The following is a 15,423-nucleotide window of genomic DNA, read 5'->3' on the forward strand; positions in this document are numbered from 1 at the left end:
TGAGTTTGAGCCATAGATAAACCTCCGTATCGATTGATGTTTCGTCGACTTAATCATACACGGTTTATCTGTGGCTTTTTCTGTTTTTCTAGCAAGTTAGCTGTTGCATTTGATTATACAACTAGCCCAAAAAATCATTACATAAAAATAATGAAATAGTATATTTTTGTTTGCATATTGTATCATCGGCTGTAGTCTAATAGGGACAAAAGAGATCTTTAAATGCATTGGGAAATAAATTTTAGTAGTCTAGAAGTCTTTCTAGTGAACAAGCTACTAATTTTTATAGCCAAATTTTTTTCTATTTAATTTTATACTAGTTCGTTCTCTAACCTTAGACTGAGATGTTTTTCTCGATCTCAGCGAAACACAACTCCTCAATTTTGTAGCTATCTTTGATGCGTCGAGGCCGATAACAGTAAAAGGGGGTGTTTACGAATGAGAAATGTTTCACGTGCATTTCAGCAAGTCTCTGTCTCCTGACTTTGTTGCCACTGACATTAAGTGATTCATTGGTTCGAGGGACCGCTCGAGTTTCTGCTGAACCTTCACCTTCATTTGCCAAATTTACTAAGTGGGCTAGGAGTTGTAACAGCGTTGATTGGTAAAAAAGGAGATTTAAAATTCAATCTCGTACTGTTCAATATGCTGAGCTTGAGTCTTTATGTCATTTTGACCGCCCACCTCAATTCCCTTTAAATCGATATCAAAAGTCAGTTAAACCAAAAAAAATGAGACATAACGTAGAGTGACGTTATGTCTCATTTTTTTGTTTATCCCTAACTAGTTGGACGTACCCATAACTTAGAAAAATTGATGTATCCGAAATGACTGAGCGTGATGTTCATTAAATCCATTGCGAAAGGAAATTGTCGCTTTTCGTAATAAAGAGGAATCATAATCGACAATGCCATCAATTGTTGTTCGATTTTTACATTTAATGCCGTCCACTCTTCAAAAGGTGTCTGAGCATATTGCTGCAGATAATTAGCGAACTGTGGTTGAGATTTCATAATCGTTGCTATTGGGGATGAGCCGTTTGATAAAAAGTAAAAAAAGGAAAAGTTTTGATCTAGTTCAAATACTTCTCCGTGAACGAAAAGGTCCGCTGTCTGGTCTTCTGTTGTATCCAATAGTTTATCTTGAAAAGACATCCACTGAATTTCGACTGCAATTCCTTCACTTTCTAGAGCCTCTTTCAGCCACAATGTAGCGCCGCTTGTATAGTTTGCCGCTTTTATGATTAAAGGCTGATCGATTTGGGGCCGTACTGGGCAGCTGAAGGAAACAATTTGTTGTTGCTGACCAATTAAACAACTCGTCTGATTAGCTAGTGCCCGTGTATGAAATAGTTCAATTTTATGGCGGTGTTTAGCAATAGCATAATGAACATAATCACGCACTTCTTGTTGGTTAATGGGGGAATTTCTAAATGCATTTAAAATTACCACTCCAAATCCCGAATCGCTTTCTACTTGAAAGGTTTTTTCCTCCAAATGTTGCACAGTAGAGCGATACGTAAAATCGAAATCCTCAGAAACCTGAATAAATTCTACGATATCGATCAAAGGTCGTTCTTGGAAATAATCTCCAAATGCTTGCAATGTCGTTTTAAGTTCATGATTTTCTACGATAAAAAAACTTCCAGAACCGGTAAGTTGCTGTGCATTTTCTTTGTAAATACTGGCATTAATCATGCCGAGCATCTGTAAACAATAGCTGCAGCCGCTTGGAAAAGAAATATCAATAATATAGGGACTAATCGCTACAATCTCTGTAATGGGTTGCCACAAATCCACATAGGAAGAATCTGTGCGCAACCGGTTCAAACAGTCGATTACATCATTTGCAGACAAATACGAACCGTCATGAAAGCGGACTTCTTTTCTTAGGTATAGCCGAAGGTCGGTAGCTGTTAAATCCCAACTATGAGCTAGTTCAGGATATACGACACCACTAGCATCAACAAATACTAGTCTGTTGTATATAGTGGCTACCATATTGGCACTTTGAATATCTGCAGCTTCGAGAGGGTGAAGTGTTAGTAACGGATATTGTCTTGGGATAATCAGTTTGTCCGTGTTGCCTATACTATTTTGAACATAACCGAAATTAGCACGAATTTGATGCAAGATACGCTGTTTGACTTCGGGTGACCAATCAAATAAAAGATATTTGCTGACAGTTTCGATTGATTTTTCTTCTATCAGTTGTAGAAGTTGTTGTTCATATACTTCTTCTACATGTAGGTGCCACTGAAGATGCGAGGCGTTCCCTCTACCTTGGCCTGAAATAAACGTAAACCAACCCTCATCAGACCATTTGCGGAGAAGACGTGCCGTTTGTTTTGTGCTTAAACCGAGTTTGTTTGCTAATTGAGTTTGTTTAATATTGCCAGATGGGACAGTTCGCCATAACGCTAAAAGAATTTTTTCCATAATGCCTCCTGTTAAAAGTGGACATAACTATAAAAATTGTCTATTTTTAGTATTTTCCGTCTAGTTTAATATACATAAGACAAAGGAGGCTGACAAGATGAAATGGAAAGACTATCCACAGAATATTAAAGTGCGTTTAATTACTTCTTTTTTTAATCGAGCTGTGGCTTCAGCTGTGATGCCATTCATGGCTCTTTTCTTTGCACAGGAAATGAGCAAAGTTTGGGCGGGGTCTTTTTTGATTATCACCGTGTTCATCGGTTTTTTTGTGAATATGATCGGTGGATACATTTCAGACCGCTTTCCTAGAAAAAAAGTATTGGTCATGACATCTTTCTTGAGTGCCTGTATGTTCTTGCTAATGGCAGTAAGCTTGCTACCTACGGATAGATGGATTGGCTTGTTTGCATTAGCCTATGTGTTCTTCATAATTGCGAGTAGTTTAGGACGCCCCGCGATGCATGCCATCATCATTGATTCAACGACTCCAGAAAATCGCAAAGCTATTTATGCCATCGATTACTGGATGGTCAATTTGTCGATGGCTATTGGCGCTGCACTTGGTGGTTTGTTGTATCTTAATCATCAAATTGAACTATTTATGTTGTTGACAGTGACATCTGCAAGCTTGCCAATTGCCTATCACATTTGGTTGAAAGATGAGCGTGTTGTGAGCTTGAAAAAACAGCATCACAATGTTCTGATTGACTTACTGCAAAACTATCGATTGGCTTTTCAGGACCGTCCATTTGTTAAAGTAGTCATTGGATCGATGTTTATATTTTCAGCGGAATTTTCATTGAATAGCTATATTGGTGTCCGGTTAGCGGAAAGCTTTCAGACATTCACAATTGCAGACTTTGATGTCGCAGGTGTACGAATGCTTAGTTTGCTAAATATCTAAAATATGTTGCTAGTTGTCTGCTTTACTTTTGTTGTCAATCGATTCACGGATCGCTTTTCTAAAAAGCATGTTTTATTGACAGGATTATTGCTTTACAGCATCGGCTATGTCACGATTACATCAGCGAATAGCTGGTATTTATTGATTTTGTTTAATTTTATTGGCACGATTGGGGAGTTGGTATATTCACCTGTCCGAAATGCGGAAATGGCCAATATGATACCAGAAGACAAACGGGGATCGTATTCGGCGTTTTCTAACATTTCATTTAGTGGGGCAGATCTTTTAGCGCGCTCGACCATTATTATTGGTGCTTTTTTAATTCCAACGATGATGTCTGTCTATATGGGCGTGTTGCTTATGATTGGTACGCTTCTTGTATATACAGGATTATTTGTCAGAAAGCCCAAAAGAAAACTAGCGAATAGACCCGAAATCATCTGAAAATTTCGTTTAAAAAGGTAGGAGAATGGCTGTGTTGATTAGAAAAGCAGTTCCAAAGGATGCCGAACAATTGGCTAGCCTAATGAAACAAGTTGAACAATCCGGGTTGATGCTATTTGATCCTGGTGAACGAAAGACGACTCCTGAGCAATTACAACAACGCCTTTTTTCAATGGGGCAAGAGTCAATTGTGTTCGTTGCAGAAGAAGGTCAACAATTAATGGGATATTTGTTTGCGATAGGAGAAGAAATCCAACGTAAGCAACACTCGATTCACATCGCAATAGGCGTTTCGCGGCGAGAGCGGGGAAAAGGTATAGGGTGTCAATTGTTCGTGGCCATGGAAGAGTGGGCAAAAGACAAAGAAATTCGCCGCATTGAATTGACCGTATTAGAACACAATCACGCTGCCATTGCGTTGTATAAAAAAAGAGGTTTTGTAGTAGAGGGACTCAAAAGAGAGTCGATTGGTATTGGTGGTAACTACATGAATGAATGGTTAATGTCGAAATTACTCTAGAATTTTTTTAGTCAATACATGCACTTTAGGCAGTCTTGAACTGAGATTGCTAAAGTGTTTTTTGTCTTTATAAAAAAATACATGGATATGAAAAGGAAAAGCACAAATCAACTATAATTTTGTACAATATTGTATTTAATCTATATTTTTAGACTTATTAGCTGTAGACTATTAAAGAATATCTTATGAATAGGAGATGTATAGATGGCAACATTGCTTTTTTTCTTTCTTGAAAACATGGCATTAATTATCGCCTTATTGTATTTGGCGTTAAAAGCAAAAGAATTATTATTCCCAAACTTGACTGAATCAAAGTTCTTATATCTATTAAGTGTTGTCTTCATAAGTTTTTTAACCTTTTCCGTCATGTATAACCCGTATTTTTATATGGGCATGAGACTGGATTTGCGTGAAGTTCCACTTTATTTTATTTCATACATTGCTGGTTGGAAAGTTGGACTGCTATCTGCTATATTCCCGGCATACTTCCGGTACTCTTTCGAAGGTCCGACGGTTGTATTGGGTATTTTGCAATCGATTGTACTGCCAGTCGTTATTGGCAGCTTGTTTCATAATCAAAAATCATCAAATAAGTTTTTCAATTTATTGAATCTCAAAAAAATGATGGCTGGTTTTTTGATTTTCGAAATGTTGAAATCAGTCTGGATGTTTTTATTTACACCAGCAACTATTTCTATTATTATTGCCATGTTTTTTTTTGCTGGTGTTGCTGTATTGGCGATGGGTTTAATCACCAATGGAGAAAGTCGTCAACTATTGCTGCGAACAGAACTGGAATATTACTCAAATCAAGATCCGATGACGCAGTTGCCCAATATCCGTTTTTTCAAAAAGACACTAGCGCCGTTGATTGTGCAACAAATTCCACTCGCCATTGTTATGATGGATGTGGATTATTTCAAAATTTACAATGATACACATGGGCATCAAAAGGGAGATGCCGTTCTTCGCTCACTTGGCCAATTAATGAAAGACAATACGCGTAGCAAAGATCATGTAGCTCGTTATGGAGGAGAAGAATTCATTTTTTGCATTACGGACCCTCAAGACCAACGTGAAGCTTTGATGCTTGCTGAAATTGTCAGAAAACAAATAGAGCTTTATCCGTTTGTCGGAGAAGAGTTGCAACCTGCAGGAAAACTAACAGTGTCAATGGGTGTCAGCGTGAGTATAGGAGACAAAAGCTTAGATGAATTGATTGGTGAAGCCGATAGTGCCATGTATGAATCAAAGCATAATGGAAGAAATTGTGTGACAGCTCATTCTGAAATAAACGCACGTGAATTGGTAAAATCTTAATCGAAAAAAAATGATGAAACAGTCACTGCGTATAGTGGCTTTTTTTGTTGCGGCGCTTATGCTTTTCGGTGTCCAGCTTCAGCGCCCAGGTCCTTAGCCTTACTGTAGCTGAAAACCATCATAACTGGTAAGACTTCCAGCGCTTGTCGGACCTACACGGACGCTTATGCTTTTCTTAATCCCAACAAAAGCTTTGGATTTGAGTTAAAATAAAAGGAAAGGTTTTTCTTTATCTAACTTGATTTATTACATAGGAGTCATTGGATTTCAGCAATGTTATTATTAGGAGGATATTCATGAATAGTTTTATTGTTATGCAAGGAGAGACCTATCAAGAAGAACGCAACGCAGAGGTTCTTTGGTCACCGAGGGTTGATAAATCGGGGATGATTCCACACTCTTGGAAACGAATGCAGGAGTTAAAAAAAGGCGATATCGTTTTTCATTATGTAAAAGGATTTTTAGTAGCTATTAGTCATGTACGAGAAGATTGTAAACATGGAACCAAACCTAAAAGTACAGACGAGCAGCAGGACAGTACTGAAGAGGCATTTATCGCACGGGCTGTTTATCGCGAATTGGACAATCCGTTATCCATTAAGGCGTTTTTTAGAGAAATAGAGCCTTTACTGCCCGTAAAATACGCGGCATTTCAAGAAGATGCTAGTGGCAATTCAGGTTATTTGTATCCATGCAATGAAGAACTGGCGATGAAATTTTTAGAACTAATTAGCGCCTTAAATATTTTCACCTTGGAAGTCGAACAATTGGAGTTGTCAATGGAAGTGATTAAAAAAACAGAGCATGATCCATTAATCAGCTTGATTGCAGAAGCAGAACTACAAATCAAAACGAAAATGCGTAGAGGTAAAGAACAATTCAGAGAAAGTTTATTGCCGCTTTGGAACGGAGAATGTCCACTTTGTGGAATTGGTATTGACGCTGTGTTGAAAGCGACGCATGCCAAGCCTTGGAAAGACAGCTCAGCTGAAGAACGGCTAGATGCTTTTAATGGCATCTTACTTTGTGCCAACCATGCTGCTTTGTATTCAGCGGGGTTCATCGCATTTACCGGAGGCGGAAGTCTCCGTATTTCGAGTCAAATTCCAGAAGAACATTATCCCACCTACCAATTAAAAAGAGGGATAAAAATACCCGTTTCGCCAGAGCATGCTCTTTATTTAAGATGGCATAAACGAATCGTTTTTGCCGAACTGCCTAAAGTGAAACTGCTGGTCAATCAACAATAATCGTTCGATAAGTATGTCTTTTGTCGTACGACATATGCTACACTAGAAACAAGTGAATAATCATGCAGAAAAAAGGTGCTGATTCGTCAGCATAACAGGGAACTCGGTTAGATTCCGGGGCTGTTTCCGCAACTGTAAGTGCGTATGAAATAAGAAAATGCCACTGTTTAGTGTTACCAACTAAACGGGAAGGTTCTTAAAGTAAAGCGATGCACAAGCCAGGAGACCTACCTTTTTTTGAACGTATTTTTACTCTTCGGAAGATAAGGGAATCATACGGCAACGTTTCTATTTTGACTGCTGAAGTATGTCTCTAAATAGCTATGCCGCCGTCCTCTTTTGAGGGCGGCTTTTTGCTGTTTAGAGAGCGTTCAATGCCGTGATTTTCACCAAACGGAAGTGAGGTGGAATGATGAAAAAAGACATGCGTTATCTTTGTTATCCATTTATGCGGGAATCCGCAGTTACTGTGGATTTTGAAATTAGGACTGATTCGTTGACTACCCGAATCGGAGAAGCCCTGTCATTGACACAAGATATAGAAGCTATACAACGAGATCTGCAGATTTTACAACCTATGGCTTATCATTTGAACGGCTCAGTTCGCGGTAAAATAGCCATTCATGAGGAAGACTTGATTGAGCTAAGTAACATGTATGATTATTATGTAAACTTCACAAAGGATAAAATCGGTAATTTTGTTTTGCCGCAAGGAACACACGCTGCATGCGTCCTGCATGTTTGTCGCAGTGAAGCGAAAAAATCAGTAAGGGCCTTGCACAAAGTGAGTTTAGAAAAAGAAATACCGAACATTCTCTTTGATTACGCCAATTTGTTAGCCAACGTGCTGTTTACGATGGCTGTTTATGTTAATCAGCATCACGGAGTGGAAGAAATCCCGTTCGTCAGCAAGTCCTATCCAACTAGACCTAAAAAGAAAGAAGTGACCAATCAACAATGAAAATTTCCTCATTCAAATACGTAGCTATCGGAGCAGTTGTTTTAACTCTAGGTGCTTGTCAATCAGAAACAACAGAAAAAACAGATGCAGAACCAACGAATAAAGGAGAGGAGCAAGCAAACTATACCGTTACAGATGATTTAGACAACGAGTTGACGTTTGAAAAAGTACCTGAAACAGTTGTCTCACTTATTCCAAGTAATACTGAAATTTTGTATGGCATTGGAGCAGGAGAAAAAGTGATTGGCGCGACTGATTATGATAATTATCCAGCAGAAGCAGCTGAAGTTGAACGTGTTTCAGATTCAGTCGTTTTTAACGCAGAACGCATCATTGAAATGGATCCAGATGTCGTCATCGGTTATTCTACAGGTGCGCCAACCGGTTATGAAGAGTTAGAAGCTGCAGGTATCCAAGTATTTGTTATTGAATCAGCGCAATCTTTTGAAGATGTGTATGGCGACATCGAACAAATTTCGACCGTCATGGGTCTTGAAGACAAAGGGGATACGTTAAATAGCTCAATTCAGCAGCAAATTGAAGAAGTACAAGAAAAAATAGAAGGGGTAGAAGCGAAAAAACAAGTGTTTTTCGAAATCAGTCCTTCGCCCGAAATTTATACAGCAGGTCAAAAAACGTTCCAACAAGAAATACTGAACCATGCCAATGTCGAAAATATCTTTGGTGACCTCGAAGGATGGCCAAAAATTTCAGAAGAAGAAGTCATTACACGAAATCCAGAAATTATCACAACAACGGTTTCTTATACGGAAGATCCAATCGGGGAGATCAAAGCACGTGAAGGCTGGAGCGATATCGAAGCGATTCAAAACGATCAAGTCTTTTTCTTGGATTCTGATATCACATCACGCCCTGGACCGCGCATTGGTGACGCTGTGGAATTAGTAGCTAAAACAATTTACCCAGATTTATTTAACTAAAACACAAAAACTCCTCGCCTTAAAAGCGAGGAGTTTTTTTATGCAGTAAAACATGCCTGAAATCATAGCGTTATTTCAAGCTATCTGGATCTATTCCGAACTCCCTTTTTAATACGTTCCTCTTATCGGCTGGAGACAGCTCGATTTTTGTTTTTTGTCCATTTTCTGAGCGTGTTAACTGATGATCTGACAAAGTAATTCGTCCGTTTTGAGTTGCCCGAGTGACTAAGTCATTGTGTGTAAAAGAAGAGTCTTTAGATACTTGATTAAAGACACATCCTTCATGAAAGTCAACCAGCTGCTTTTCATCTGTTGAAAATCTATAAAGCACTTTTTCGTTCTCTTCATTTTCACGAATCAGATCATAATAAACGTCATCCACTTTTTCGATGCGGTAAGTACCACTGTGATCAGTATGGCGTTCACCACCAAGCGGAATTGGACTCACCGTCGAGTCTCCAAAACCGGCATCTACTAAGTAAAGCGTATCAAACTCCACGAGAATCGCCGCATGCGTATCAGCTTTCGCCCAAGTGCCATTTGGTCTTTGAACGGTTGCCGATATTAGTTTTGCTTGATATCCTAACTGACTGAGAAGCCAGTGAAACAACCCATTCAATTCGTAACAATATCCACCTCGCCGTTGATTAACAATTTTTTCATAAATTTTCTCTAAGTTTAAGTAAATTGGAACATGTTGCATAACGTCTAAATTTTCGAATGGGATATTTTGCATATGCAAAGATTGCAATTCAGTCAAATCTTGCAAATAATATTCTTGAATCGCAGAAGCGTTAAAACGAGCTAAGTATTTTTCTTTATTCATCATGACTAGTCATTCCTCCTGTTACTTTAAATGGTTTTTTTATAGATGCTATTCATTTTTAAGTGTAGTTATTTTTGCAGACGTGATACAATGAATGAGTAAATAAATTTAGGTAAAAAATAAGTTGAATAGTGAATTCAATTAGATGAAAAAAGAAGGTAGGGTGATCGATTTGGTATCAACGACTGATGTAGCAAAACATGCAGGTGTATCACAAACGACTGTTTCACGCGTACTGAATAAACCAGATCAAGTAAGGAAAGATACGTACGATAAAGTAATGGCTGCAGTGAATGAGCTAAATTATTCATTGGGTGGAGTAGAGGAGACTGTTCCATTTACTGCGAATGCGAACCAAGTGAAAACAATTCATTTGGTAGTTGGATCATTAGATGATCCAATCTTTACTGAAGCCACCCCGGCTATTATAAATTATGCAAAGCAGCAAGGCTATGAAGTAATTAGTCATTTTATTGCAAAAGAAAATGAATCGGATGTATTCGATGCGGTATTGTCTAGCAAAGCACAAGGCATCGTTTTGATTTCTGTGTTACTGAATAAAGAAGAGTATGATAAAATAAGTGAATCGAACACACCGGTGATTTTGCTGAACTCTAATTATTCAGGTAGTCATCATTCAATTGGCTTGAATGACACTGAAGCTGGGTATTTAGCTGCCCATCATTTAATAGAAATGAACCATCAAGAAATTGCTTGGGTAGGAGGTACATTGAATAATCCCTCTTATAATAATCGTCTTCTAGGATTTATTCAAGCTATTCAAGAACAGAAAATCAAAGTTCGTAAAAAGCGGTTAGTGGTTACGGAGACAGATAAAAACTCGTTATTTAAAGCTTTTAAGAATTTACAAGCATTAAAGAAAAAGCCGACAGCTATTGTTGCTGCTACTGATGAAATTGCCATCCAATTACTGGATTTTTATCAACAGGAAGGCTATCAAATTCCACAAGACATCAGCATCGTTGGAATTGGCAATTCAGAGATTGGCCAACATTCATCTCTGAACTTAACTTCTGTCGGAACGTCCGATAGCCTGGAAAATTTAGGTCAAGAAGCGGTAAAAAGACTATTTGATATGCTTCTTTACAATCAAGACGAAGCCTTTAATGTGACTAGAGATGTGCAGTTTTACGAACGGAAAACGACTGCTCTGCGTTAACAAGCCATAGTGGCTGAAAATTCACCTAGTCAATTTAAGAAGCCGTGCCGGCAAACATACCGGCGCGGCTCTTTTTGGTCTTTCAGATTTATTTACAAAAAATTTTTCATTAATGGTAAATCTACTGATCATTTCATTTCTTTGTGGGTAAATGGACATTTCCCTTGAATAGGTTCGCTGTCGTCACCGATGAAAAATTGCTTCCATTCGTTATGTTGTGGGTCACCAAAGTGGCTAATGTCGGGATGAGTTGGCAAATGATCCCATGCTTCTACACGTTGCCGAACTTTATCACGTGACATTATGCCGCCTTTTTCAGTTCCTGTTAATCCTTTAAAAATACGGCGGGGCTGGAATCCTAAAACCATCGCATTGCCGAGGTCACGAGTTTTGCGCTGTTTATAAGCGGGTGTATTGCCAAAAATAAAGATGGGTTCCCCTTTAAAAGTAAAATCCCATAAATAATGGTCTGGATCGCGCGGGGCTTCTTTCGGCCATTCTGTGTCATCTTCATCATGTAAGTATTGCAAAATGTCCCAAAACTGTTGCCGATAAGTTTCAAGTGAAGCTTCTTTCTTGAAAGGCTCAACAAAGACAAATAACCCGTGGCGTTTATGCTTTGGATCATCAAATAACGTTAAGAATGCATCAACAGCTGCAGGTAAATTGCGCCAGTCTTCTTGTGTGATATACGCATAGCGTAATTCTCCCTTCATCTCGCCGTTCATGCCGAAGTAGCATGGAAAAGTTTTATCCGTTACAGTTTTGTGAAAAGTAGTGTATTCGGCTAATAGCCATTGAGGCAAGTCTGTGCGTGTTGTAAAATCTTCTTTCGTTAATAAAGCTGAGTTTGTCGTAATCATAAGAAGTTCCTCCTGTTGTATAAAATTGCGTTTTACTTGTTGTTCCCTAAGAAACAGCGGGCAAAACAAAAAAAGGCTGAGATTTTCTCAGCCTTTTGGTCAAGCGATTAAAATGCACCAGATCCACCACCGCCACCGCTAACACCCCCGCCCGCAGATATCGCTCCTGAAGCACTAGCAGAAGTGCTGGTGCTGGAATAGGCAGCAACAAACAGTCCAGTCAACAAAACAGGATTATAAAACAATCCGAAATCTGCAAATGCCGAATCGCTATAGGCAGTGGTGAAGCTTAGTGTTGTAAGGTTGGTGGATTTCTCGTCTGCCCCAAGTAGGTAGCTAAAAGCACGCATCTTTTCGTCTTGCGTTAAATGATTCCAAGCTGTTGGCTCTAGATTTTTCATCGCAGTCCGTAGCTGTTTCCATTCTTCTCGAATCACATGGCCTTTATAAGTAATCGGAGAGTAAAAACAAAATCCAATAAAGCAAATAGCAATGATTATAGAAACAACCATCATTGGAAACAATTCTAAGAGCCCGAAAAAGATGGAGGCTACACCAAATGCCAGTCCGCTAGTTCCAACGATCCCACGTAACAAGGGGTGTTTGCCGTAAAGCTCATACTGTTTGACCTCTTCTTGAATGCCTTGCTGCCAAAGAGTGATAGAGTCGGTGTAAGAAGCATGATTCAGCTCTTGTTTTGTGTAGCTTTCCAACTCTTTTGTTTCAAAAATTTCACCATCACCTACTTTATCAAAAAGCAGTTCGATTAACGTAGCCTCGTGAATAAATTCAGGATTGCGGTCGATCAGTCGGAATTTTTCTTCTGATAGCTGTTCAATCTTTTGTTTACGTACCAGTTCCATTAAGGCGGCTGCTGTTACAGCAGGTGTTAAAATGGAGGACTTAGTAAAATAGAGAGTCGCCGGAATGCTCATTTTTTGCTTCGGTACGAAAAAGTGAGGCGTGTCTGGTTTTGCTTGCTGCTTGGTTTTGCGCGCATGACTAAAAGCCCAAGCGAATAAAGCCAGTAACGCTGCTCCGGCAGCTGGAATCAGCCAGTTGCCAATAGATTTTCCTGCCTGTTGTTTAGCTAACAAAGCTGCAGCGTCGTTTGCCATTTGCTCTTTGTCAGCTGCTAAGTCAGCGAGGACCAAACCGTCTTTCTGAGGTAGACTCGGGAATAGATGTTTGTCAAAAATGACGCGGACGTCTCCATTAGAGCCTGCTAATACCTTGCCCATGTCAAACTGAACCCCACCATCACGTTGTAAACTGCCGGTTTGGTAAGCACCATCGTAACCGGTAAAAGCTGTTTTTTCTGAAGCAGCAGGCGGTGTAATGGTTATTGTCATTTGTTCATAGTCACTGTCGTTGCGGTCATCAAAAAATGGCCAATAAAATTCAGCGCCGTCCGCGTATGTATCGACAGCTCCTTGAATTTCGTAACGCAATTCGATGGTAATGGTTTCATTTTCACCTGAACGGAAGATGTTGTATAGTTCTTCATCCCGTTCGACTTTTAATTCTTTCCCCTGTTCAGAAGCGGTAAACTCATGAATCGACGTTCCTTTTTTTGGAACGATTTCCCGTATAATGCCATTAAAATCATCTTGAAATTTGTACGTATGATTTTCTGTGACAGCAACCGTTCCGTTGCTAGTTACTTGCGCATCGATGGTGACTTTAGAAATAGAATAGTCCACAGCCAATGCTTGAAGAGGAAACAACATGAAAACGAGCAGGGTCCATAAAACGATAAATTGGTTTTTCTTGTGCATTTACCTCACTCCTTTCGTTCGTTACGAAATGCTCGGTAATAAGTTTCAGAAAGTCGATTGTTTCTAATCGGATGGTATCTCTGCTGGTTAAAAAAGGTCTAAACTTTCAAATAAAAGAAGTATGGAAAAAGCTTGATTGGAGCGGAATAGAGTGGATCATGTGTTAACCTCTTTTTAACTAACTGAATTTTCATTTACTATTCTAATTATAGCAAGCAACTTAGCAAAATCACAAAAAACACTCATCAGCGTTTTGTTGCACGTTAAAGGGATCGCAGACGAATGAGATCCGGTTGAGACGGTTAACTTGAAGACCATGAACGTCCATCTGCTTCGAGTCCGCCTAATAATTTTCGGCGGCGATTTTCTAACGTTGCAAATGCGTTAAGGTAATCTGTTTCTGGCATCATTGGAATTTCTGCTTCCTGAAAAATGTTGAAATTAGGAATAGGTGGAATCTGTTTGGATGGCTTATAAAATGACTTGTTCAGTGTGTCTAAATACTGATCGATACTAGAGCGCATTTCTTTCAACAACAGCTGATTCGGATGATAGCTAACGGGAACAGCGAATTTGATCAAACTCACTGCTTCATCTAAAATCGCAATTGCTGATGGCATAGCGGTCTTATGACTCACGGCATGATAGTAATGTAAAACAGGGTAAGCTGCGTGTTGGGCAGCAAGTGAACTTAGTTGCTCTGAGTAGCTAGCTAGTAAAAGATCGAGGTTATGAAAGTCATGGCCGTTCCAAGCGCTACTAACTAGCTCTTCAGCAGTTTCTCCAAGACCATGAATGCTCGAAGCGAAAGAACGTTTCATCGTAACCGCGCTTAAAATGGAGATTAAATACGTAACACCAAAAGTGATGAACAGCATACCTGTACCTGTTGCAAGAACGGAAACAATTTGCGCACTTCCTTCTTTTGGGCTGAAATCACCGTTGCCGAGTGTAAAGATTAAATAACCGGCAAAGTAAAAGCGGTCGACCCAGGAAATAGCATCAGTTCCATGAGAAGGGGAAATCGCTTGTCCGAGTCCCGCAAAAATCAAAGTCCAGCCAATCCACAATAAAGAAATCCACATCAACAACGTTGCACTCAATACGAACGGACCTGCTAAGCTAAGTGATTTGGAATGATTTCCTCCAATCATTCTAGCCATTCTCCAAATAAGTGAAGACAAGCGGTTCGTAACGGGTCCCGCACCACCATCAATCCACAAAGTCGTCCAAATAAAATCGACGATGCAAAGGATAATAAATGCCATGCCAACAAGTAAATAAAGTAAATTCAGAATAATCACTCCTTTCTTTTAGAAGGTGTAACATAAAATAATGACGTTAAACTACAGCAACAGCTTTGTTACTTGGATCAGGATGAGTAAACGAAGAACCTGATTTAAACGGCCACTTTGTGGATCCTGTTAATTACTACGGTAAGTCGTTTATTTAATTATCATACCCTTATAACGAAAATCTTAAAAAAGTTTATAACTACTGCAGTTTACTGCGGTAAGGAGGAGATAGCCATGACAGATAAATCAAAAATCAAAATCGTAGATAATACGGTGTTGCGGAGTGAGATAGCAAGAGCGACAAAACGGGTAACTCACGTTCATTTGGCAACGTGGGCATTGAGTGTGGCAAAACGCGTGCTCTGTTACGTTGAAAAAGAGTTTCCGCATAGTGACCAGTTACAAAATGGGATTCAAGTTGGGGAACTGTGGCAACGAGGCGAAGCTTCTGTTCAGGAAGTTAGACAAGCGGGATTCAACGTACATGAACTAGCAAGACGATGTGAAAGTGAAACGGCAAAAGCGGCAGCTCGGGCAATTGGACATGCTGTTAGTGTGGGGCATATGCGGGGACATGCAGTAGTTTGTTCAGATTACGCCATTAAAGCAGTCGGGCTTGATTCAAAAGCTGACATGAATAAGATTACCGAAGAAAGACAGTGGCAATTAAATGAATTAGAACAGTATCGCGATTAGGTTTTTT

The 15,423-nt window shown here is 39.4% G+C and carries 12 protein-coding genes, 1 pseudogene and 1 riboswitch; of the genes and pseudogenes, 8 read left to right on the forward strand and 5 right to left on the reverse strand.

All coding sequences use genetic code 11. The features are described from left to right. Positions 1–779: 779 nt before the first annotated feature. On the reverse strand, positions 780–2,438 hold the full coding sequence (locus tag FQ085_RS15700) for an ABC transporter substrate-binding protein (protein ID WP_149457107.1): 1,659 nt from the start codon (positions 2,436–2,438) through the stop codon (positions 780–782). 97 nt (positions 2,439–2,535) lie between these two features. Between FQ085_RS15700 and FQ085_RS15705 the strand changes: the two are divergent. The 6 genes and pseudogenes from FQ085_RS15705 (at position 2,536) to FQ085_RS15730 (ending at position 8,778) form a co-directional block, all read left to right on the forward strand. Then, positions 2,536–3,786: pseudogene (locus tag FQ085_RS15705) on the forward strand (MDR family MFS transporter). 25 nt (positions 3,787–3,811) lie between these two features. Then, positions 3,812–4,306 (forward strand): GNAT family N-acetyltransferase, encoded by a 495-nt coding sequence (locus tag FQ085_RS15710; protein ID WP_237150149.1) that lies wholly within the window; start codon positions 3,812–3,814, stop codon positions 4,304–4,306. Positions 4,307–4,510: 204 nt separating this feature from the next. Continuing rightward, positions 4,511–5,626: a GGDEF domain-containing protein gene (locus FQ085_RS15715; protein WP_149457108.1), complete on the forward strand. Its 1,116-nt coding sequence runs from the start codon at positions 4,511–4,513 to the stop codon at positions 5,624–5,626. Positions 5,627–5,922: 296 nt separating this feature from the next. Beyond that, positions 5,923–6,876: an HNH endonuclease gene (locus FQ085_RS15720; protein ID WP_149457109.1), complete on the forward strand. Its 954-nt coding sequence runs from the start codon at positions 5,923–5,925 to the stop codon at positions 6,874–6,876. A 55-nt stretch (positions 6,877–6,931) separates the two neighbouring features. Next, positions 6,932–7,125: riboswitch (cobalamin riboswitch) on the forward strand. A gap of 163 nt (positions 7,126–7,288) precedes the next feature. Beyond that, positions 7,289–7,837 (forward strand): ATP:cob(I)alamin adenosyltransferase, encoded by a 549-nt coding sequence (locus tag FQ085_RS15725; protein WP_149457110.1) that lies wholly within the window; start codon positions 7,289–7,291, stop codon positions 7,835–7,837. Next, positions 7,834–8,778 (forward strand): ABC transporter substrate-binding protein, encoded by a 945-nt coding sequence (locus FQ085_RS15730; protein WP_058385346.1) that lies wholly within the window; start codon positions 7,834–7,836, stop codon positions 8,776–8,778. The genes FQ085_RS15725 and FQ085_RS15730 overlap by 4 nt, the downstream gene beginning before the upstream one ends. A 70-nt stretch (positions 8,779–8,848) precedes the next feature. Here FQ085_RS15730 and FQ085_RS15735 read toward each other — a convergent pair whose 3' ends face one another. Beyond that, positions 8,849–9,607 carry an arylamine N-acetyltransferase family protein gene (locus FQ085_RS15735; protein WP_262499824.1) on the reverse strand — a complete coding sequence of 253 codons (759 nt, stop codon included), beginning with the start codon at positions 9,605–9,607 and terminating at the stop codon, positions 8,849–8,851. 160 nt (positions 9,608–9,767) lie between these two features. Here FQ085_RS15735 and FQ085_RS15740 point away from each other — a divergent pair, with 160 nt between their 5' ends. Continuing rightward, positions 9,768–10,784: a LacI family DNA-binding transcriptional regulator gene (locus tag FQ085_RS15740; protein WP_262499833.1), complete on the forward strand. Its 1,017-nt coding sequence runs from the start codon at positions 9,768–9,770 to the stop codon at positions 10,782–10,784. A gap of 128 nt (positions 10,785–10,912) precedes the next feature. Here FQ085_RS15740 and FQ085_RS15745 read toward each other — a convergent pair whose 3' ends face one another. The 3 genes from FQ085_RS15745 to FQ085_RS15755 form a co-directional block, all read right to left on the reverse strand. Continuing rightward, entirely contained in the window at positions 10,913–11,647 is a 735-nt protein-coding gene (locus FQ085_RS15745) for a YqcI/YcgG family protein (protein ID WP_058385347.1), read from the reverse strand. A gap of 107 nt (positions 11,648–11,754) precedes the next feature. Beyond that, complete coding sequence (locus tag FQ085_RS15750; protein WP_058385348.1) at positions 11,755–13,425, reverse strand: DUF2207 domain-containing protein; 1,671 nt, start codon at positions 13,423–13,425, stop codon at positions 11,755–11,757. A 302-nt stretch (positions 13,426–13,727) separates the two neighbouring features. Next, positions 13,728–14,729 (reverse strand): potassium channel family protein, encoded by a 1,002-nt coding sequence (locus tag FQ085_RS15755; protein ID WP_058385349.1) that lies wholly within the window; start codon positions 14,727–14,729, stop codon positions 13,728–13,730. Between the two features lie 225 nt (positions 14,730–14,954). Between FQ085_RS15755 and FQ085_RS15760 the strand changes: the two genes are divergently transcribed. Continuing rightward, positions 14,955–15,416, forward strand: coding sequence for a putative immunity protein (locus FQ085_RS15760; RefSeq protein ID WP_058385350.1), 462 nt, complete (start codon positions 14,955–14,957; stop codon positions 15,414–15,416). Positions 15,417–15,423: the final 7 nt, after the last annotated feature.

Origin of the sequence: Planococcus sp. ANT_H30, from assembly GCF_008369335.1 — a bacterium.
GTDB classification, from domain to species: Bacteria; Bacillota; Bacilli; order Bacillales_A; family Planococcaceae; genus Planococcus; species Planococcus kocurii.

Excerpts from the sequence above, each read along its gene's own strand:
- FQ085_RS15745 (WP_058385347.1), bottom strand. The coding sequence starts at position 11,647 with ATGATTACGACAAACTCAGCTTTATTAACGAAAGAAGATTTTACAACA.
- FQ085_RS15760 (WP_058385350.1), top strand. The coding sequence starts at position 14,955 with ATGACAGATAAATCAAAAATCAAAATCGTAGATAATACGGTGTTGCGG.
- FQ085_RS15730 (WP_058385346.1), top strand. The coding sequence starts at position 7,834 with ATGAAAATTTCCTCATTCAAATACGTAGCTATCGGAGCAGTTGTTTTA.
- FQ085_RS15750 (WP_058385348.1), bottom strand. The coding sequence starts at position 13,425 with ATGCACAAGAAAAACCAATTTATCGTTTTATGGACCCTGCTCGTTTTC.
- FQ085_RS15715 (WP_149457108.1), top strand. The coding sequence starts at position 4,511 with ATGGCAACATTGCTTTTTTTCTTTCTTGAAAACATGGCATTAATTATC.
- FQ085_RS15725 (WP_149457110.1), top strand. The coding sequence starts at position 7,289 with ATGAAAAAAGACATGCGTTATCTTTGTTATCCATTTATGCGGGAATCC.
- FQ085_RS15735 (WP_262499824.1), bottom strand. The coding sequence starts at position 9,607 with ATGATGAATAAAGAAAAATACTTAGCTCGTTTTAACGCTTCTGCGATT.
- FQ085_RS15700 (WP_149457107.1), bottom strand. The coding sequence starts at position 2,438 with ATGGAAAAAATTCTTTTAGCGTTATGGCGAACTGTCCCATCTGGCAAT.
- FQ085_RS15720 (WP_149457109.1), top strand. The coding sequence starts at position 5,923 with ATGAATAGTTTTATTGTTATGCAAGGAGAGACCTATCAAGAAGAACGC.
- FQ085_RS15710 (WP_237150149.1), top strand. The coding sequence starts at position 3,812 with ATGGCTGTGTTGATTAGAAAAGCAGTTCCAAAGGATGCCGAACAATTG.